Annotated in this window: 15 protein-coding genes; 13 read left to right on the top strand and 2 right to left on the bottom strand. The window is 45.0% G+C overall.

What is annotated here, in order from left to right:
• Positions 1–8 precede the first annotated feature (8 nt).
• Positions 9–2,753, bottom strand: coding sequence for a DEAD/DEAH box helicase (locus NSQ43_RS16180; RefSeq protein WP_339251885.1), 2,745 nt, complete (start codon positions 2,751–2,753; stop codon positions 9–11).
• Complete coding sequence (locus tag NSQ43_RS16175; RefSeq protein ID WP_339251883.1) at positions 2,750–4,330, bottom strand: hypothetical protein; 1,581 nt, start codon at positions 4,328–4,330, stop codon at positions 2,750–2,752. The genes NSQ43_RS16180 and NSQ43_RS16175 overlap by 4 nt, the downstream gene beginning before the upstream one ends.
• 234 nt (positions 4,331–4,564) lie before the next feature.
• On the opposite strand from NSQ43_RS16175, the gene NSQ43_RS16170 reads away from it, so the two are divergent.
• The 13 genes from NSQ43_RS16170 to NSQ43_RS16110 all read left to right on the top strand — a co-directional run bounded on the left by NSQ43_RS16170 (position 4,565) and on the right by NSQ43_RS16110 (position 21,579).
• Complete coding sequence (locus NSQ43_RS16170; RefSeq protein ID WP_339251881.1) at positions 4,565–5,008, top strand: transcriptional regulator; 444 nt, start codon at positions 4,565–4,567, stop codon at positions 5,006–5,008.
• 649 nt (positions 5,009–5,657) lie between these two features.
• Positions 5,658–6,344 carry a hypothetical protein gene (locus NSQ43_RS16165; RefSeq protein ID WP_339251879.1) on the top strand — a complete coding sequence of 229 codons (687 nt, stop codon included), beginning with the start codon at positions 5,658–5,660 and terminating at the stop codon, positions 6,342–6,344.
• Positions 6,344–7,609 (top strand): efflux RND transporter periplasmic adaptor subunit, encoded by a 1,266-nt coding sequence (locus NSQ43_RS16160; protein WP_339251878.1) that lies wholly within the window; start codon positions 6,344–6,346, stop codon positions 7,607–7,609. Before NSQ43_RS16165 ends, NSQ43_RS16160 begins: the two co-directional genes overlap by 1 nt.
• Positions 7,610–7,781: 172 nt before the next feature.
• Positions 7,782–8,894, top strand: coding sequence for a polysaccharide deacetylase family protein (locus tag NSQ43_RS16155; protein ID WP_339251877.1), 1,113 nt, complete (start codon positions 7,782–7,784; stop codon positions 8,892–8,894).
• Positions 8,895–9,291: 397 nt separating this feature from the next.
• On the top strand, positions 9,292–9,900 hold the full coding sequence (locus tag NSQ43_RS16150) for an exonuclease domain-containing protein (RefSeq protein ID WP_339251875.1): 609 nt from the start codon (positions 9,292–9,294) through the stop codon (positions 9,898–9,900).
• 382 nt (positions 9,901–10,282) lie between these two features.
• The gene (locus tag NSQ43_RS16145) at positions 10,283–11,260 is read left to right on the top strand and encodes a nuclease-related domain-containing protein (protein WP_339251873.1); all 978 of its coding nucleotides are present in this window, start codon (positions 10,283–10,285) and stop codon (positions 11,258–11,260) included.
• Between the two features lie 45 nt (positions 11,261–11,305).
• The gene (locus tag NSQ43_RS16140) at positions 11,306–11,761 is read left to right on the top strand and encodes a GNAT family N-acetyltransferase (RefSeq protein ID WP_339251871.1); all 456 of its coding nucleotides are present in this window, start codon (positions 11,306–11,308) and stop codon (positions 11,759–11,761) included.
• Positions 11,762–11,957: 196 nt separating this feature from the next.
• Positions 11,958–13,028, top strand: a complete 1,071-nt coding sequence (locus NSQ43_RS16135; protein WP_339251869.1) for an S-layer homology domain-containing protein — start codon at positions 11,958–11,960, stop codon at positions 13,026–13,028.
• Between the two features lie 389 nt (positions 13,029–13,417).
• Entirely contained in the window at positions 13,418–13,741 is a 324-nt protein-coding gene (locus tag NSQ43_RS16130; RefSeq protein ID WP_339251867.1) for a YhdT family protein, read from the top strand.
• On the top strand, positions 13,741–15,183 hold the full coding sequence (gene panF, locus NSQ43_RS16125; protein WP_339254960.1) for a sodium/pantothenate symporter: 1,443 nt from the start codon (positions 13,741–13,743) through the stop codon (positions 15,181–15,183). Before NSQ43_RS16130 ends, panF begins: the two co-directional genes overlap by 1 nt.
• 1,212 nt (positions 15,184–16,395) lie before the next feature.
• The gene (locus NSQ43_RS16120) at positions 16,396–17,310 is read left to right on the top strand and encodes a DMT family transporter (protein WP_339251865.1); all 915 of its coding nucleotides are present in this window, start codon (positions 16,396–16,398) and stop codon (positions 17,308–17,310) included.
• A gap of 254 nt (positions 17,311–17,564) precedes the next feature.
• Positions 17,565–19,775: a 5'-nucleotidase C-terminal domain-containing protein gene (locus tag NSQ43_RS16115; protein ID WP_339254958.1), complete on the top strand. Its 2,211-nt coding sequence runs from the start codon at positions 17,565–17,567 to the stop codon at positions 19,773–19,775.
• A gap of 310 nt (positions 19,776–20,085) precedes the next feature.
• Entirely contained in the window at positions 20,086–21,579 is a 1,494-nt protein-coding gene (locus NSQ43_RS16110) for an N-acetylmuramoyl-L-alanine amidase (protein ID WP_339251863.1), read from the top strand.
• The last annotated feature ends 60 nt before the right edge of the window (positions 21,580–21,639 follow it).

The following is a 21,639-nucleotide window of genomic DNA, read 5'->3' as shown; positions in this document are numbered from 1 at the left end:
GCACCAAATTACCGTTCAAAAGACAGCAAATCATCCAATTCCGTATCGGACAATTCCGTGAGCCATTGACTCGATTGGATCAAATCTGCAGAAAGAGCCGCTTTCTCCGCGAGCATTTTATCGATCTTCTCTTCGATCGTTCCAACAGTCACAAACTTATGGACATGGACAAACTTCGTCTGGCCGATCCTGTAAGCCCGGTCAGTCGCCTGATTTTCAACAGCCGGATTCCACCAGCGATCCGCATGCAACACATGATTCGCACCCGTCAAGTTCAATCCAGTGCCGCCCGCTTTCAATGAAAGGATGAAAATCGGGAATTCACCGGCCTGGAACGCCTCAACTAAATGATCCCGTTGCCCTTTCGGCATACTGCCTGACAAGAAAGGGACATCAATATCATGCAACTCGCTCAGACATTGGCGGATCAATTGTCCCATTCCGATATACTGCGTAAAAATGAGGCATTGTTCGCCATTGGCGGCAATATCCGCGGCCATCGACACAATTCGATTCAGCTTCACCGACCGCTCCAACATCTGAGCGGCAGGGGCATTCGGTTCCTTCAGGAAAAGGGAAGGGTGATTGCAAAGCTGCTTCAAGCGGCTTAACATCTTCAAAATCAACCCTTTCCGTTCAAAGCCCGACAACGTGTCAAGCTTGAACTTCGTATCCTCTATGAAACTTTCGTAAAGCGCCGCCTGCTCAGTAGTAAGTGGACAATACTCATTCTGCTCAAGCTTCTTCGGAAGATTCAACTGCAAATCAGGATCGTTTTTCGTCCTGCGCAATAAAAACGGCCTAATCTTCGCACGTAGTTTCCGTTTCTCAAGCTCCGCATCATCCCGTTCAATCGGAATGATGAACTGTTCAGTGAACGTCCGGAAACTACCGAAATACCCTTTATGGATAAAATCAAAGATCGCCCAAAGCTCGGATAAACGGTTTTCGATTGGCGTACCCGTCAACGCAATCTGATGGTCACCATGCAATTTACGTATCGCTCGAGACTGCTTCGTTTGCATATTCTTGATATTCTGTGCCTCATCAAGTGTAATGCTCGCAAACACAGTTCCGCCAAGTGTCTCATCATCCTGGGTCACTGTCCCGTATGTCGTCAAAATGACATCCGGTTTTCGTTCAGCAACAAGCTTCTCAAACTCTTCATCCTTAGCCCGTGACGGACCATAATGCGTATGGACATTTAGAGTTGGCGCAAACCGCTCGATTTCCTTCTGCCAGTTCCCTAAAACACTCGTCGGGCAAATGATCAACGAAGGAGCAACCGTTTCAGGACGGGCATGCACATTCAATAAATAAGTAATGAGCTGAATCGTTTTCCCAAGTCCCATATCATCCGCCAAACACGCGCCGAAATGATACTCACGCATGAAAACAAGCCAATTATAGCCTTCAATTTGATACGGACGAAGCTCTGCATTTAAACTATCAGGCACTCCCGCATCAGGCAGCCCATGTTTATTCGAAATCATATCGACATAATCACGCAATGACTGCTTCATCGAAAACGCAAGAAGGGGGTCGTCCGATTCCTCATCTTCATCGATCGGGATAATCTCTTCAGGAATCTCCTGGAACAACAGATCCTTCACCGTCCACTCACCAGCATCCGCCTGTTCCATCAACTCGCGGATCCGCTTCAGCCAGAGTGGATCAATATGGAACCATTCATCACCGGAACGGATATACTCACGATTCTCGTCGACCAACTTTTGGAATGAATCCTTATCAATTTCCTTGCCGGCAAGGGAAAAGTTCCAATCAAATGAAAGAACTTCATCCAAATTAGCAGCAGCACGATATGACTGCACACTCGCGCTCGTCCGGACACGCATCCTTGTCTCCGTCACTGACTTCAACCAAGCAGGGAGGATGACTGGAAAACCGAAAGACTGAAAAATCGGCAAATCTTCCTGGATGAAGACCCGAACCTCGGGATCAGACATTGGCATCGATAAAAAGCGGTTGCCCGGCTCCACCTCTATGGAACGCAGGAAAGACACCATCTCGGACTGCTTCTTTAAAATTTCGTCGGCATACTCTTTCCACTTGGCAGGCAATGCATCAGCGACTTCTGCATTCATTTTCCGAACGGCAGGCGTCCAATGCGCTCCGCGTTCACTTACGACAACCGTTTCTAACAACCACTCCGTATCCGTTTCCGCGTCCGGCTCCGTCAAACGGAAAGCGACACGCACCGGCATGTTCGAAACCGATTCACCCGGCCACCCAAACTTGCGTAGATGTGGCAACAGCGTAGGCAACTGTTCGAAACGCAATCCCGAAGCCTCGATTTTTTCTCGAATCGCATCATGCAAAATCATCGATGTAAAAGCAGAAAGGTTTAGCTTATCCTCGTCAAATCGGATTTTCCCTGCGTCCATCGCCACATGATGCCAGAAATCCGACTCGGACAAAATACCCGCAGCCTCGCGCAACGCAGCCAAATGGTCTTCATCCTCAGCCGATGACCCACCGAACGTTGCAAAAGGATGCGTCTTGCCCGAAAAAACTTGAATAAAATCATTCGTATTCAAATGAACGCCTTTTTCATCCGTCACTGCCAACATGCCGTATAAGGCTTGTTCATTATTGAAGAACAGAAAGGAAGAAAGCCTATCTGCATCAATATGGAATCCCAAAGAGTCCGTAGCGGAAACCGTATAACTGCCAAGTTCATTTCGATTGATCGACAACTCAAAATGAAGATTCAAAGTATCTTTTTTCGTCATAGATTCAAGTTCCCCTTTTCCATTTCTTCGGATAGCGCACGGAGCCTTTTAAACTGCTCGCGAACCGTGTCGATATACCGATTCCAGAAATCGGCTTTTCCGCTCTTTTTCGCGCCTGCCTTCATATTCTTGAACAATCGTACGGCGCGGCGGTAGCTATGACGGTTCTTCTCCTCGATGAACCGCATCGCATACGTATGAAGCAACGGCATGACAGCTGCAGAATCATTTGATAGAACAAATTTCAACGTATTGGGGTCAATCCCATCATATGGAACATTGAATCGATGCATCAGCGCTGCCCATTCAGCAAATCGTTTCCGCTCAATCAGAAAGTCGCCGAATGTGTCCACGCCCGCTGAACCATAAAGCATGAACAGTTCTTCCCGCTTTTCTTCGGTAAAGGCGGCCTCTTCTAACAAACCGTCAATTTTACGTATAAAATGATAGCCTTCATTCGAATTCTTGATGGATTTAAAAAAGGAGCTAATATGTGGGAAAATCGTATTCATGATAATGGACAGAGCTTCATACTCTTCCATTTCCGCCGCTTTATCGGCTAACGGAAGCCAATGGTCCAACAGTTCTCCGCCCGCTTTTTCCGCAACGATTTTTAGTGATTCATCGTCTCCTTGCGTTAAATAGAAGTAAGCGGCAAAAAACGGAGCATCCGCTGAATCATGTTCACGCAAAGAAGCGAGTTCCTTCTCCTTCGAAGTTTGATCGCGATACAAAAAGTCCCACAGTATTGAATAGATATCAAGACGTGCCTCGAAAAGTCCTTTATGCCCTAAAACCAATCCAGGGAAGTCAATCTTCAAAGCATCATAAAAAGCATCCGTCTCAAATGGCCGAGGATTTCTTCCTAACGCTTGGACCTGGCTCCGCAATTTACTGATTTGTTCGTTGAGCCACGTCTGCACCTGCCACTGCCGGTACGTGAAATGGTTTATTTCCTCCAATTGCATCCGAAGATATTCCCATGCGGAATCTATTAAATGCATACGGTAGAAAAGTTCAAATAATGGCTTCCATTCATACTCAAAAGGGGATAGGGGAATTACTTTTTGATCCAACAACGAAGCTTCATGAATGAACACATTCGGACTTTCATTAGAGTCCATCTCACGTAGTGGCTTTGTTAATCGATATAATGCACTGTTCCATGCCTTCGGCGTACGTTCTGAAATGGATAGTGCCATTTGCTCTACCTCTCTTCGTTGCCAATCATGCTGCCATTCCGTTAACGACTGGAACCGGGAATACAGATAAAAGACAATCGAAATTTTATGCTCACACCATTCGCTCTCCTCGCACGAGCAAGTCAATTCCGTCTCAGGAAAGGCAATCTTCACATCAATCGCTTCACCGTCATCGACAAGTGTTGCCTCCATTGCCGAACCATCACTCTCGCACCATGTGCTTAGGAAAGTCCCCCTTCGGACAATGGAAATCGCCTTCCTGATGATCTGGGCCTCGCTATGAATATCCGGGCGAAAGGAATGTCTGATTGTGTGCATTAACTCATCTATTTTACGCTCATGCAAATAAGAAACACGTTCTACTGTCATGTGCATCGGCTCACTCCCTAAAACTAAGCATTCCCTTCATTATAAAGGTTTTAGACCGCAACCGTAAACGATTTCATTTTTCGGGAGTCGCTAACTTCAACTTCAATCCGAAAAATCTACATAACGGATAAGCATTTATTTCTTTAAGTTTGAATACTATAGAGAACAAATCATTCACAAAACGGTCACAAATGTGATAGAATGATAATAATCGGAATATTCAATGATGGAGGGATGAAGATGCTTTCTGTTCAACGTATGACGCCGTTTTTCACGAGCCAGGAAGATTTCCGTCTGCGGCTTGTGTTTGCCTATCAGTATTTTTCCATTATTAAAGGCGGTGAAGTGTATCAGTTTGTGCCATCCGAAGGGAAAGAAATCGTTGTGAACGTGAAAAGCCTGCAGGTCGAGAATTTAGGTGAGGTGTTTGTCTTCCAGCGGGGGAGCAAGTTCATCCGACTGCCGCTCTATCAGTTGCTGCTCATATCGGATCTTCATTTGCATCTTTCGACAATTCTTGAAGGGACGTTGAAGTTGAAAATTGAAATGCCCGAAGTTGTTATTGCGGAGGCGGGCCAGCTTATTGAGGAGCTTGAAGCGGAATATTATGACCGTATGATTGACTATGCGTTAGAGACAAAGAATCGAAGCTTATTTATACAATTGACGGAAGGAATGCTCTAATTTTGACTACCAAATCATGAAAAAACACTTATCGTATAAAGTTAACGATGAGTGTTTTTTGTTTTGGTAGATTAAAAGTTGGCTTCCGCTACAGGCGGACGCTTTCCGTGGGGCGGGCGGTGAGCCTCCTCGGTCGCTTCGCTCCACATCGGGGTCTCACCTGTCCCGCTTATCCGACCGGAGTCGCCGCCTTTCGCTTCAGCCAACTGTGACACCTTACTACATAATGAAGGAAATATAAGTCCACATCTTTCTACTCCCCCAAAATACACGCCTAAAAGAAAAATAATCAATATAGTAGTTTACGATGTAGAGTTTATGGGTATAGAAGATTGCTAACTAACTAACTTGCTTAACTGGTAAAGAAGTGTAGGGCGATCACGAAGACAGTGGATCCTGTTAGGCCGAATAGGAAGTCTTGTACTGTGAATCGATGTTTTTCATCATTATTCATGAAAATCCGCTCCTTTGTCGATTTCCCGGGAAATTTGACACATAGGAAATGAAAGTTATTACACTTAGACTGACCAAAAAGACCTGTTTCCATTCATTGGTTACTACGAATATTGAAAAACCATCAAGGTTTGATAAAGTAGTGTTAGTGGAGCCTTTATAAATTCAGCATTTACAAGCAGAAAGGATTGTCGCTATGTTCTTTGAATACAGGTTTTGGCACTACTTGACGAGACCAGATGAGCTTGCTTCAAATCTACAAAACAGCACGATGCGTAACTTCACACAAAGGTTAGTCATTGTACTGCTCCTTGGTATTGTCCTTTTTTCATTAAGAAATATTTGGGGCATGAATACTGAAACACTAACATCAATAATGGTTTCAATGACAACAACAGACTACATACTTGCAAGATTCGCGTCACTTGCTGGCGCTATTATTTGGTCGCTCCTTTACATAGGTTTTCATATTTTCGGGGTTGCTCTGATACTTTCCGGAATCACAAAAATCCCTTATCGTCGGCTTGTTCCGTTGCAAGTGCTGATAACAGGCATATTGCTCATGGAAAAGGCGGTTATTTTTATTGTTTTTGCAATAAAAGGAGTAACAGTAAATCTTTCGTTTTTATCATTCGGCCCGCTTGCCGCAACAATTATGGAAAATTGGTATCTAATCCTATTTCTTAATCAATTGACAATCACAAGTGCGCTCATCATTTCGTTGCAATACCGGTTCATCAAGCAGATTCGACCGGAAGAAAACCGCCGAGCATATTTATGGATGTTAGTCGGCCTGCATACGGCAATGGCCCTGATTACAGCATCAGTCGCATTTATCCCGTTCACATCCATACTGAATTCGATTTTTGGAGGTGGCTTTTGATGAATAAACGAATGAGCATCACCGTTGCCCTCATTATCAGCATCTTCATCGCCGTCAACGTCCACCTTCTATTCTCGAAAAATAGCATGATTTTAAAATCAGTATATGTAAATAAGTATGAGCGCATGACACCTAATCATTTTGTGGAAGAAATCCATAAAGAAGGGCTCGTTTCACCGGAAGGAATTTTCACGGTCTATGTCGGAGATGACGAGACGATCGAGGAATGGCTTGTAAAAGAAGGAGACAAGGTCCAAATCGGTGATGAAATCGCCCTACTTCAGACAGAGCACGCGGAAAATCAGCTCATTGCTTGGCGGGCGGAAGAAGAAGGCCTTCTTGAACAGCGAAATTCGATCGAATCAATCCTATCCAACTTGGAGTCGGATCGTTGGACTGTAGACGATAATACAAACGTAAATACGACGGAAACAGTAGGCGAAACAGATATCGAGTTGAATGTGAATGTCCAAGTAAGCCAAGACGGAATCTATGCCCAGGCAATTGCAGAAGCCGAAAGGGAACTATCGGAGATTAATCGCAAATTGACTGTGGTGCAAACCCAACTAACTCAAAACTCGGCACGTCCCGCATTAGTCAGCCCGGTAGATGGAACGGTTGCTCATGTGAATAAATATGGAACCACACTCGCGACGGAACTTTACAGTGAAACAAAAGTGATTTCCACATATGTTTCCCTTGATGAATGGCAGAAAATCGCAGTGGGAGATTCTGTTCGAATTCAAGGGGCCAATTTGGATTCAGTCATCGAAGGGGCAGTTTTATCGGTCTCGGAAGTGCCCGCAACAGATGATAGATGGCGTCAGGCTTTTGATCAATTAGAAATGAAAGAACAGAAGAATCCTCTTGAACTCTATGAAATTCGAATTCAACCGGTGAATGAACTTTCAAATTTACCATTTGGAGCGAATGTAAACGCGCAAATTATCGTCAACGAGGCGGATGCGGTATCCATGAAACTTCATTGGCTAAAATCCTACACGAATGGCAAAGCAATCGCTTGGAAATTGGATGATCATGGACGAGCTGTCAAAACGGAAATCATCGTCCCGTTCGAATCAATCAACCAAGCAGTCGTGACGGATGGACTTAAAATAGGAGACGTCGTGATTTACGACGATAAATTATCTGACTACAATACTCCACTCAAAGTATTTTTCCCATTCCCGCTCGAACTACCTGAAAAGGAGCAGTGGCTCGGATTCGGTTGGAAAAACTATTTAAAATACGGCATAGGCCAATGACAAAAACCGCCAAGTGGCGGTTTTTTATTTTGGGCATAAATCCTGCTAATAAGCGTAATCTACAAGTACAAAGCATTTACATAACACAACGCTCCAAACTTATTTCGATTCTACTTCAACATCCCACTTAATATAGTGAAGCATGATTATTAAAAGAAACGGGGAAGGTAAATTGAAAAAAGTAATCGTCCTAGCAATCGTAATCCTATCATTTCTACTAACTGCAAATAAGGCAGGAGCAGCAAGTGAACCAAAACGCTACATCGGACTTCACGATAAAATGCTTCCTATTGAAGATATCCGCGTTATCGATGGCGATACGAAAGTATTGTTCGAGGACATTGCAAAGTTTTTGTACATAGATTTCATAAAGGAAAATGACAAATTAAAACTGTCAAAGCACGGGAAGGACGTGTCGCTTTCATTGCCCACAGCAAAGAAACCTACGGACTCGCTTCTTATTGATGAAAACGGTAAACTACTAATCAGTATGAAGTATATTGCAGACGAATTTGATTTCAAACTTGAATACTTTCCAAAGTATCATACTTTGCGCGTATACCGTGACAACTACCCTCATTTAAGCCATCAGGGTTACGAGGGCATCATTCAAAGCTATGTGAATAAGAAGCAGGCTACATTCCTTGAGAAACCCAAAAAAGCAGACGTCTACCTAACTTTTGACGATGGTCCAAATAAATTCACCGCAGCCAATAACAGAACGCTAAAAAAATACAATGCGCCCGCCACCTTCTTCTTCCTTGGCAACAATATGAAAAACTATAAAGATATCGTCAACTCCGTTAATGCAGACGGACATTACATCGGATCACACAGCATGAGCCACGATAAGGGCAAAGTATATAAATCCACCACAGCTTTCTTCAATGAAATGCACGAAGGTGCAAAATTGGTCCAACAAATGACAGGGAAAGACAACAAGCTACTTCGTGTCCCATACGGTAGTTCACCGCTTGTCACTAACTCCATGAGGCAGCAACTCATCAAAAATGGCTATAAAATGTGGGATTGGGACGTCGACTCAAAAGACTGGCAATACACGGATAAAGAAGCCAATCAAATCTTTCTAAATGTTAAAAATGGCGTCACCAAGGCCTATAATTCCGGCAACCGTTCCATCGTCATTCTCATGCACGACCGCAGCCAAACAACAATTGCCCTGCCTCACATCATCGAATGGCTCCAAAAAGAAGGCTATAATCTAAAAACATACAAGCCTGATAATCATATCGTCACCAACTTCTTTCGTGATCCAATGCTTTAATAACACCTGCCGCCCAGACCCTTCTGCGCGGCAGTCTTTAAAGTCCTTATTTGTTAAATGCATTATTCGCGAACAGAAAATCCAGATACGAAACATCCCCGCGGCCTCCAATTCCGCATAAACTCCCACAAAACCTCATAAATCCCAACTCTCACGCATAACCTACGCCAGACAAGCATAAATCCCAAAACTCCCGCATAACCACCGCCAGACAAGCATAAATCCTAAAACTCACGCATAACCGCCTCCAGCCACGCATAAATCTCTCCAAACACTCATATGCCTCATTGCAATACTACTTCATACGATAATCTAACAATGAGTTTAATATGTTTGAAAACGTGTAATATAGTAATAGAATTGAAACAAAAGCAAAAGATAAGGATGTGCATCCAAGATGAGCCCGAATCGCAAAGCAACTGAACTGCTGCAATCAAAGACGGACATCCAAAACTGGGGTGCCCGAAGAGCCTCCCGGAAACGGAAATATAAAACAACATCCAAAAAAGTCGAAAATTACATCGTCTTAGACTTCGAAACAACCGGTTTCCGTGCAGGCGCTGACCGCATCATCCAAATTGGTGCCCTAAAATTCATAAACCACGAGCGCGTCGAAGTCCTCAACACATTCATCAACCCAGAACGCCACATCCCAATCACGATAACAAGACTTACAGGCATCACAAACGAAATGGTCGAATGGGCACCAACGATCGAACAAAAAATCGAAGAGCTCATCGAATTCATCGGCGACTATCCAATCATCGCCCATAACGCATCATTCGACATGGGATTCCTATACGCACTCGACAACATCGAAGGCATCCAAATCCCCGAATACACCGTCATCGACACCGTCCAACTCGCAAGAAAAACTATTACCGAAACACCAAATCACAAGTTAGGCACATTGGCAAAGTACCTCCAACTCGAACACGACGCCCACGATGCAATCGGCGACTGCCTCGCCACCGCCGCCATCTACCAATACTGCACCGCCCAATAACCGCCGACCCCCGGCGGTTTTTTAAATCAAAAACGCATAAACTCCATAAATTACGCATAACAACATCCAAACAAGCATAAATCGCCGTACTCACGCATAAACTCCCCGAAAAGTCCATAACTGCTCCCAAACCCGCATAAATCCCGCCACTCACGCATCTCACCACGCTCTCACTCATAAATCCCCAAAATCACGCATATCCCAAAATATCCCCGCATAAACTCTACTAAACTATCAATCCAAAACCATCAAAAATCATTTTTAAACGCGAAAAACGACCCAAAATTCAATTTTCAACGCCAAAAACGCCCCAAACGTCGAGTTTGCCCCAAAGCATTCCATTCCAATGCCAAGCAAGTTAAACTAATCATGAGGTGATAAAATGATTTACAAAAAACGAAAAATGCCAAACGAACTCAAAGCTCTCATTTCCTTGGACAAACGCCTGCCGCATACTCACGAAAAAAAGCACGCCGTCCAAAAGAATCTACTAATCTATCAAGCAGGCTATAACGGTGAACTCGAATTCGATAACGAAATAGCAAATTTCAAGCCGAACTACCCGCATGCCATCATCCACGACCTCTATCTACACCACGAAGGCACCTATTTCCAAATCGACTCGCTGCTCATCACACCATCATCAATCACAATCATCGAAGTGAAAAACTTCAAAGACAGAACACTAATAAAAGCAAATCCAACCCAATTCATTAGAGTTTTCAGGAACGGAAATCGAAAACCGATTCCGAATCCGATAATCGAAGTGGAACGGAAAATCCACTTCCTACAAAAATGGCTCACAAAATGCGGCATCCAAATCCCCATCGAAGGCATCATCACATTCTCCGACACCAACGAACTCGCCATCGAACACCAGACACCTGAGATGAAAATCCTACTAAATAGCGCAGTACCACCATATTTAAACTCACTACCTGAAACGCAACAAATTCTCGACCAACAAACAATAGAAGCACTTGCAAACACAATGCTCGCACACCATAAAGACTACAACCCTTTCCCAATCGCAGACCTATACGACATCAATCCATCCGACATCAAACCCGGCGTTATCTGCCCATCCTGCAACCAAATCGGCATGCGGTGGGGAAGGGAAAAATGGAACTGCCCATGCGGCCACACCGGCAAAACCGAACACTACCAAACAATTGAAGACTGGTTTATGTTAGTCAAACCTAAAATGACAAACCGCGAATTCCGCTACTTCACCAAACTCGACAACCGCAACATCGCACGCGGTCTGCTAGCCAAAACCGGCTTGCAACTCATCGGAGAAAGAAAAGCGGCACATTATATTTTAATGAAAGAAGGGAAATCCCCAATCCTCGTCGAATAAAGCAACACAACTATTAAATTGTCAAAGAAACGGGGGACACTACCCATGAACATCGCACTTCAAAAAGTAACTCAAGACAATATACGCGCCTGCGTCAGACTTGAAGTAGCCGAATCCCAAAGAGAATTCGTCGCGAAAAACGTCAACACAATCGCATGGGCATACGTCGATCCAAACTTCACGCCATACGCAATCGTAGACGGTGAAACCGTCATCGGACTCCTTGCAATCGAGGACATACCCGAAAACGAAGACTACGACCGCTACTGGATCCCGCGCTTCATGATCGGTGAACAATTTCAAGGCAAAGGCTACGGCAAAAAAGCGATGCAAGTCGCGATTGACATGCTCGCCGCAAAGCCCGACTGCCAAAGAATCCGCCTATCCGTATGGCCCGAAAATCCCGGGGCCATCGAATTCTACCAAAAAGTAGGCTTCACCCTAACCGACGAACTCCTTGAAGACGAGCTCGTCATGGACTACTACATCAACGAACCCTAAAACGCTCCCACACGGAGCGTTTTATCATGCCAACAAACCTAATCTCCAAAAGTCCATAAACACCCGCAAAAGCGCATATCTGCCCACGAAAGTCCATAAATCCGTGCAGAAACGCATAAACGCAAATTCCCATTTCTTTTGCTCTTCATCTCCGAATCTACTAAAATGGTAGACACATAAAAGAGGAGGTTATTAGATGAAGAAATGGCTATCAACCGTACTTGTTTCAATTCTATTGGTCAGTGCATCTAACTCAGCATCTGCTGCTACATTCAAAGACGTCACTCCAAACTATTGGGCCTACCCACAAATCGAGGAACTCCACTCAAAAGACATCATCAGCGGTTACAACGATGGCACCTTCAAACCTGGACAACCTGTGACACGCGGTCAAGCTGCCAAGATCATCGGGAAAGCACTGAAATTATCGCCTTCCGAGAACTTTTCATCTAACTTCACAGACGTCCCACCAACACATTTTGCATACAATGAAATCGAAGCGCTCGCCGAAAAGGGAATAATCGCGAACTCAACCAAATTCAATCCAAACGCTCCACTCACACGCGCTCAAATGGCCAAAATCATAGTTGAAGGCTTCAAGCTTATCGTCGACGATAACCATATGGCTCAATTCATCGATGTACCAAGAGATTATTGGCATGGCTACATCATTACACTCGCGGAAACAGAGATTTCACAAGGGGTGACAGCATCCAAATTTGACCCTCATGCCTCAGTAACCCGTGCCCAACTCTCGGCGTTCATCGGCCGTGCACTCGAATTTGATGAAAAACGGGAAGTAGGTACAATAACGTACGATACAAAACGAAAAATGTATGTGGATAAATCAAAGCCAACGCCTCTGCCAGAAATAATTGATGTAAAGCAAAACGCAGTTGAAACAATCAATCTGGTCAATAAAGAGCGTCAATCCAAAGGGGTCAATCAACTTTCACATGACCTTGATCTAACCAAAATCGCGCAAATCAAAGCTGAAGACATGGCGAAAAACGGCTACTTCGACCACACATCCCCAACATATGGATCAGTCGGGAACATGCTTGCCACATTCAATTACACATGGACCGCATACGGTGAGAACATCGCAATGGGCCAACGAACACCAGAACAAGCAGTCAATGGATGGATTAATTCACCTGGCCACTATCGAAACATGATGAACACGAATTTCACAAACATCGGCTCCGGCTACGCAACATCTAACAACGGCACGACCTACTGGGTACACATCTTCTCAAAAAAATAAGCAAGCAAACAACCCGTGAACCCCAAAATTCACGGGTTTTCAAATTAAATAAGCATAATTCCTATAACTCACGCATAAACGTCCGCAAACCAGCATAAATCCCGCTATCCACGCATATCCGCCCGCAAACCAGCATAAATCCCGCTATCCACGCATAAACGCCCGCAAACCAGCATAAATTCCGCTATCCACGCATATCCGCCCGCAAACCAGCATAAATCCCGCTATCCAAGCATATCCCCCCGCAAACCAGCATAAATCCCCACAATCACGCATAACGCCCAAATCTCTCCTCTCCCTCAATCTCCAAATCTCTAATTCCCCCTCCCAAAAACAAGAAATTCCTGTATAATCAACCTCAAGATCACTAAAAGAAAGGAGACCAAATAATGTCCGCCAACAAACAAGCTCCAACTGACGGATACAAACCCGATCCGCGATTCAAAATCGCACATAAAGAAGCCCTAATCGGCGTCGCACTCGCAATCTTCAACTTCATCTGGTGGTACGGCTTCGCCTACGGGTTAGGATCCCGCCCACCTGAAGAATATACATACATCCTTGGCTTACCCGACTGGTTTTTCTATAGCTGCGTCATCGGTTTCATCCTGATGTGCGTGCTCGTCATCATCATCACGAAATTTGTCCTAAAAGAAGTCCCGCTCGAAGCGGATCCATACGTCGATACACCAAAGGAGGAATCACCAAAATGATGAACATCCAAGTCATCATCCCGCTCGTCATTTTCTTGGTTGCAATCTTCGTCGTCGGTTTCGTCGCATCGAAACAAATGAGTTCAAGCGGCGGGTTCCTCCAAGAATACTTCCTTGGTGGGCGAGAATTAGGCGGGTTCGTCCTCGCCATGACAATGGTCGCCACATATGGAAGCGCATCCAGCTTCCTTGGAGGTCCCGGAACTGCATACACTGTCGGTTTCGGCTGGATTCTGTTAGCCATGACCCAAGTCGTAACGGGCTATTTCGTCCTGCTCATATTAGGGAAAAAATTCGCCATCCTTGGCCGGAAATACAATGCCGTCACGATGATTGATTTCCTGAAAGCACGCTACAACAGTCCGGCAGTCGCGATATTATCAGCCATCGCCATTATCATTTTCCTTTTCTCCGCCATGACCGCACAATGGGTCGGCGGCGGGCGGCTCATTGAATCGCTCACTGGACTCGAGTACACTTCAGCGCTTTTCATTTTCGCAATTTCCGTCCTCGTCTACGTGACAATCGGCGGATTTCGCGCAGTCGCTCTTACCGACGCCGTCCAAGGCGCAATTATGGTCGTCGGCACGCTCGTCCTGCTCATAGGCGTCATCATCGCGGGGGGTGGGGTGCCAGCGATCATGCAGGATTTATTGAATGAAAACCCAAGACTCGTCACGCCATTCGGGGCAGACGGAACACTGACTGCAGCCTACGTATCCTCCTTCTGGATACTTGTCGGAGTCGGAGTCGTCGGCCTTCCACAAATGGCAGTACGCGCAATGAGCTACAAGAGCTCTCGGGCCATGCATCGGGCACTCGTAATCGGCACAATCGTCACCGGTTTCATCATGCTCAACATGCACCTAATCGGCGTTTTCGCCAGACCGATCTTGCCAGGCATCGACGTAGGGGATAAAGTCATTCCATTAATCGCGCTCGAAGTATTGCCCCCATGGCTCGCAGGCATCGTCCTCGCGGCACCAATGGCAGCCATCATGTCGACCGTCGACTCTCTACTATTATTAGTCAGCTCGGCAATCGTCAAAGACGTCTACTTGAACTTCATCAAACCTGAAGCGACAGAAAGACGGGTCAAACAAATTAGCTTCGGCGTCACCGGAATCTTAGGCATCATCGTATTCCTACTAGCTATCCAGCCGCCCGACCTGCTCATCTTCCTGAACCTATTCGCATTCGGAGGACTCGAAGCCGCATTCATCTGGCCAGTCGTCTTAGGCCTCTACTGGAAGTACGGCAACAAATACGGCGCAATACTCAGCATGATCACCGGAATAGTGAGCTACATCGCAATCCATTTCTACAACAACGCATACGGCAACCTATTAGGCGTCCACACAGTCACGATCCCCGTCGTCCTGTCCCTGCTCGCCTACATCATCGGCTCCCTCGCCATCCAGCGAAAAGCCTTCCAATTTTAACAATAAAAAGCGGACCCCCACACCGGAGAGTCCGCTTTTCCATCCCAAAAACGCATAAACTCTTTTAATCAAGCATAAATCCCGGAACACACGCATAACTTCCGCCAAACAAGCATAAATCCCGGAACTCACGCATAACCTCCGCCAAACAAGCATAAATCCCCGTACTCACGCATAACCGCCACTTTTCACGCATAAACTCAGCCAGCCACGCATAAATACCCGAATCACGCATAACACCTTCAAACAACCCCTAATTTGTCAAAAGCATTTAGCGCGACCAAATATGAGAATTCACAAATAAGTTCTCCGCGACAACAATACAATCATTCATTCAGTCCCTTGGCTTTGCCCAGACCCAGCAGGGGGATGATCCCCCTGCACCCGCATATCCCTCGCCGGTAGGCAGGAACAAACGGTGTTTGTTCCAAGCCAAGAGGGTCCTGGTGCATCCAGTTTGTCAATTCCTTTCCGCTCCTTATGCTCACTCGGGAAAACCGCCCTCGCTCCGCTACCGAGGAAAGGCTTTGACAAACGCCAGTTAACCGCCACCATCCACGCAACGGGGCTACACAAAACAATGCCCGTGATATCAAAAAAGTGAAATTATCTTATACAAATGCTACAATAAACATATACTAAAAAAGACCGAGCGCTATGAACGCTCAGTCAATCGCAGCTAACATCCGCAAGAAGTGCGGTTGACAGTTGTGCAGGTGAAAAAGTAACCCCATCACACTGTTCAGGCGGAATGAGGGTTACTTTTTTCTATTGGCACATAACACAATTATTGCAACTAGGACTGCCGCCCAAAGTGCATGTAAAATACCGAATTGAATCAGTATATTAATTGCTTCGTATGTCACCATATAAACACCCCCTTTCCAAGGGAGTGCCAACCGCTCATCCGCTTATGAAGCTGCACCTTCTATTCTATCATTCCTTATTATTGAATGCGAACTAATATTCCCATTAAACACAATCTATTAAGAGTTAAAATCACTGAAATCTCTGATAATCGAGCGTAACTTCAGCCAAAAACTCATAAACTCCCGCACTCACGCATAACCTCCGCCAAACAAGCATAAACCCTTGAAATCACGCATAACCTCCGCCAATCACGCATAAATCCTCACAAACCCGCAAATCCCCATCCCATTATGCTAAACTATTCTCTATCATCTACTCACTCAGAAAGAAGGCCATCACACCATGTGGAAACTATATACCTACCTCACAATCACCATGCTACTCTGGGGACTCAACCTCCCAATGCTCAAATACCTTCTCACCTTCATGAACCCCGTCACGATGACCGCACTCCGTGTCCTCACTGCCGGAATAACCGTCTTCATCATCCTCGCAGCCCTCAAAATCGTTCGGCTGCCAACAAAAAAAGAATGGATATATATAGTGGGCGGAGCAATCCTTAACGTCGTCTGCCATCACTATTTTCTAACCATGGGACTTTACCGCACGTCCGGTACAAACGCCAGCCTTATCCTTGGAACCGGTCCAGTCCTAACGGCAATATGCACAGCACTCATCCTGCGCAATTACCCGACCAAAATCCAATGGATCGGCGCAGCAGTCGGTTTCGTCGGAATCGGATCCGTCGTCCTTGCAGGAGGCGAAGCAATAGCCGGCCTCCAATTAGGTGACGCATTCATCTTCTTAGCCATCCTTACACAAGTCCTTTCGTTTTTGGTAATCGCGAAGGCGGCAAGAACACTTGACCCACGGGTACTCACCGCGTACATGCTTATAATAGGTAGCCTACTACTGTTCGTCATCAGCTTCATCCAAGAACCCGGTGAACTGATCAAATTCACAACCGTTCCGACAAGCTTCTGGGTAATATTCGCAACAAGCGCAATCCTAAGCACAGCCGTCGGACACATGCTCTACAACTACTCAATCGCGCAGCTTGGACCAGCCAAGGCCGCGATCTTCATGAACTTAAGCACGCTTTTCGCCCTGACAGGCTCAGCCCTTTTCTTAGATGAAATCATAACAGGCCGGCACCTATTCGGCTTCCTACTCATCATAATAGGCGTTATCTTAGGGTCTGGAGCTGCCGAAGAACTATATAAAAAAAGAAAAGCAACTCCCAAGCCGTCGCACTAACGACGGCTTTTCCTATTCACGCATAAATCCCATGAAACAAGCATAAACTCTGCCAGACACGCATAAATCCCCTAAAACAAGCATAAACTCCCCGAAATAAGCATAAATCCACAAATTCACGCATATCCGCCCCACCGCTTTACAAAATCACAACAATCAATCTTCCGTTTTCCATAGAGTTACACCACATTCAGTGGTAGAATAGTTTTGAAACTTACTACTACTTCGAAAGAGGGGGAAATGATTTGAAATCAATGCAAAGCAAAAAGTTTTTAGCAACATCGATTGTAGCAGCCGCAGCAGCAGTTGCAGTGGCAGCCCCATCGGCTTCCGCAGCCGAAAGCACATTCAAAGATGTATCTACTAACTATCAGGCTGCGGTAGACTTCTTATACACACATGCCATCACAAGAGGGTACACACCTGACCAATTCGGTACAACGGATTCTGTCAAACGTGCTGATGCAGCAGTACTGATCGCTAACGCATTAGGATTCGACCCTAACAAAACCTACAAAGAAGCTGGATTCAAAGACGTTCCAGCACGTTCAAAGTGGGCAGTAAACGCACTTGTCGAGGCTAAAATCATCGACGGATTGAATGCTGATGAATTTGGCTCTGACGAACTATTAACACGTAACCAAATGGCGAAAGTACTCGCAAATGCGGGCAAGCTTTCCGTCGATAATAATGTAAAATCAACACAATTCAAAGACGTCAACTCAAACTTTGCAAAATACGTTGAAGCTCTTGTAAAAGCCGGTATCACACAAGGAAAATCCGATACGAACTTCGGTGCCTATGATAACGTAACACGCGGTGAAATTGCATTATTCCTATATCGTGCACAAGAAAATCTTGGCTTTATCGATCTAATGGTCATGCATATGAACGACCATCACGCATACTTGTCAGGCTTCCCGTATGTATCTACAGTCGTGAATGAGCTAAGAAGCAAACATAAAAATAACGTATTACTTCATGCAGGGGACGCGTTCTCCGGTGACCTTTACTTCAACGCATTCCATGGTGCGGCAGACGTTGCCATGATGAACCAACTTGGTTTCGATGCAATGACATTCGGCAACCACGAGTTCGACCTTGGAAGCACGAAAGAAGGACATTTGAAACTTCAGGAATTCATCAAAGCAGCTAAATTCCCGTTCGTTTCAGCAAACGTCGATTTCTCAAAGGACAAGCTTTTTGATGGACTTCAAACAAGAAATGTTACCGCTAACTCTAAAGACGGCCATATCTATGACGGAATCGTCATCAATGTAAACGGTCAAAAAGTCGGCGTTTTCGGATTAACAACTGAAGAAACTCCAACTATTTCAAGTACTGGCGAAGTTAAATTCGAAAACTATATAGAGCGTGCAAAAGCTTCTGTAAAAGCCTTTGAAGCTCAAGGCGTCAACAAAATCATTGCACTAACGCATATCGGCTTCGATGATTCACTTGTATGGGACAATGACCAGGAACTTGCGAAACAGGTTGCGGGCATCGACATCATCGTCGGCGGTCATACGCACTCCTCAATCGGCGAACCTGTAGTTGTAGTTAACGGTAATTCACCAACAATAATTGTACAAGCAAATGAATATGCCAAGGCACTTGGAACTTTGGATGTAAAGTTCAACCCGAAAGGCGAAATCTATTCACATGCTGGCAAGTTGATCACAATCGATACTAAAGAAATTGCAGCTGACAAAAAAGCAGCTGAAGTATTGGCACCATTCACGGAAAAAGTAGAGCAAATCAAAGCAGAATCAATCGGTTCTAAAGCAACTGTATTGTTAGACGGAAATCGCGACGGCAATAACGAAGGGATTTCAAGCGTACGTCATAACGAAACGAACCTTGGAAACTTGATCACTGACGCAATGCTTTGGAAAGCGAAGTCAATTAACGACAAGACGACAATCGCTATCCAAAACGGTGGCGGTATCCGTACTTCCATTGAAGAAGGCGACATCACAACGGGCGACGTACTTAAAGTAATGCCATTCGGTAACGCACTAGCAATCGCAGAGCTTTCCGGTGCTGACCTATTAGCTACGCTTGAACACAGTGTAGGAGCTGACGCAATCGAAGGTGGAAAAGGTCTAAAAGAAAGCGGCGGATTCCTTCACATTTCCGGCATGAAGTTCACGTACGACAGCACGAAAGCTAAAGGCGAGCGCGTCCAATCCGTTCAAATCCTTGAAGGCGATAAATATGTCGAATTAGATAAAACGAAAACATACTTCATCGCGACAAATGCATTTACAGCTAAAGGCGGTGACGGTTTCGAAGCACTTGGCAATGCATACAAGGCAGGTAAAGTATCAGAACCAGGATTCGTTGACTATGAAAACTTCATCGAATACGTAAAAACACTTAAAGGTGACCTATCACCAGCAATCGAAGGCCGCATCATCGACGTTTCACTTGAAACTCAACAAAACGGCTACAAAGCAAAATAATTACTAAAAAAAGTAGAGGGAGAATTCCACAATTCTCACCTCTACTTTTTACTATTAAAATTCAATACAATCTATTAATCTATAATCCACCCAAATTCGACCCGAATAGTACTTTTTAGCCAAGTCTCCACCATACCTTTACCTAAACCACCTAAATACCGTATAATCTCCCAAAAACTCATCAAATTCAGCAACCCACTTAGACAAGAATCTCCAAAAAAACAGAAATTAGTCCTAATGAAACATATAAATCTAAAAATCGATATGGTAGACTAAAAGAAACATTTTCCACAAAGGAGTACAGTATTAGATGAAAAAAAGTGTTTTATTTTTGTTGTCGCTTCTGTTGATTTTTTCATTTGACCTTTTCACACCTAAACCCGCCTCAGCTGCTACCGGATTTGTGGACATCCCTACAACACACAGAGCGTATAAAGAGATAAGCTACTTAGAGCAAGGAAATATAACAACATCCGACATTTTCAACATGTTCGACCCCGACGCACCCATGACAAGGGCGCATGCTGCTGCAATGATCGGTAAAGCAATCCAATTGCATGGGACACCTATTGAAACAAGATTTTCAGATGTACCAACAGAGCATTTTGCATCAGGATACATAGAGGAATCCGTTAACCGAGGCATCATTTTCGGCTACAAACAGGAAGACGGAACATATCTGTACAAGCCTGAACAGCAATTAAAACGCGGTGAAATGGCATTACTTATCAGCAGGGCATTCGGCTATCAATCTGACACAACGAATGCAGCCGCAAAAGAATTCATGGCAAAAGGCATTTCGCAAGGGACAGGCAATGGCAACTTCGGAACCGAGGACCTCATGAAGCGCGGGGATTTCGCAGTATTCCTTGCAAGAGCCGTCAATGCAGAATTCCGTGTGAAAGGTGAAGATCTATCATCCACACAAATGTACGTAGCCGTGGGTGAAGACACAACACTTAATATGCGGACAGGCCCATCTACTGACTATACAAACACTAAAAAATTGTTTACAGGCTACCCGGTCGACATTCTTTACACTGTCGGAAGCTGGGTCTACGCAAAAGTGGACAACTCCTATGGCTTCATTTCTGGTGAATTTCTAACTACAGATGAGCCTGCGATCAGCAGTGTCAAAGATCCAATCGATGTCATCACAGAAATTATTGGCGGCAAAAAGCCGTTGAACCAAATGACAATCGTCATCGATCCGGGTCACGGTGGGAAAGATCCTGGCGCGGTTGGGAATAAAATGCAGGAAAAAGAAGTAGTTCTTGATATCTCAAAACGCGTCAAAAAATACTTCCAAGGCACGCCGATCAACGTCAAGCTGACGCGCGAAACAGACGTCTTCGTTGAACTTGCAGATCGTGTCAAATTTGCAAAAAATAACAAGGCAGACCTGTTCGTCAGCGTACATGCCAACGCCCATAACGGCTCGGCAACTGGCATCGAATCATTCTATTACAGTGCAGCGCGCAATCCAAACGTTAATGAATCAAAAGCGCTTGCAACATACATCCAAAAACGGATGCTTGAAGCATGGAATCTACCGGATCGACGCGTACAAAGCAAATCCCTTCACGTCATCCGTGAAAACACGATGCCTGCTACATTAATCGAAGTCGGATTTATCGACAATGCGAAGGACGCACAATATATCGCTTCACCAGCACATCGCGAAACGATGGCAAAAGCGGTATTCCTTGGAACTCTTGATTATCTGTATAACTATGAAGGCCGCACGGATATCATGTCGTTGTATACAAACAACCATGCAACTCCTTCAAAAAAACATCATTAATAGGTAACCACAGCCCTACTGGAATTTCTCTTTCTAGAGGGCTTCTTTTTTAGGTATCTC

The sequence above is a fragment of the Sporosarcina sp. FSL W8-0480 genome, from assembly GCF_037963765.1.
In the GTDB taxonomy this organism is placed as follows: Bacteria; Bacillota; Bacilli; order Bacillales_A; family Planococcaceae; genus Sporosarcina.
Note: the sequence above shows the minus strand (reverse complement) of the source record. Positions and strands in the feature narration are given on the sequence as shown.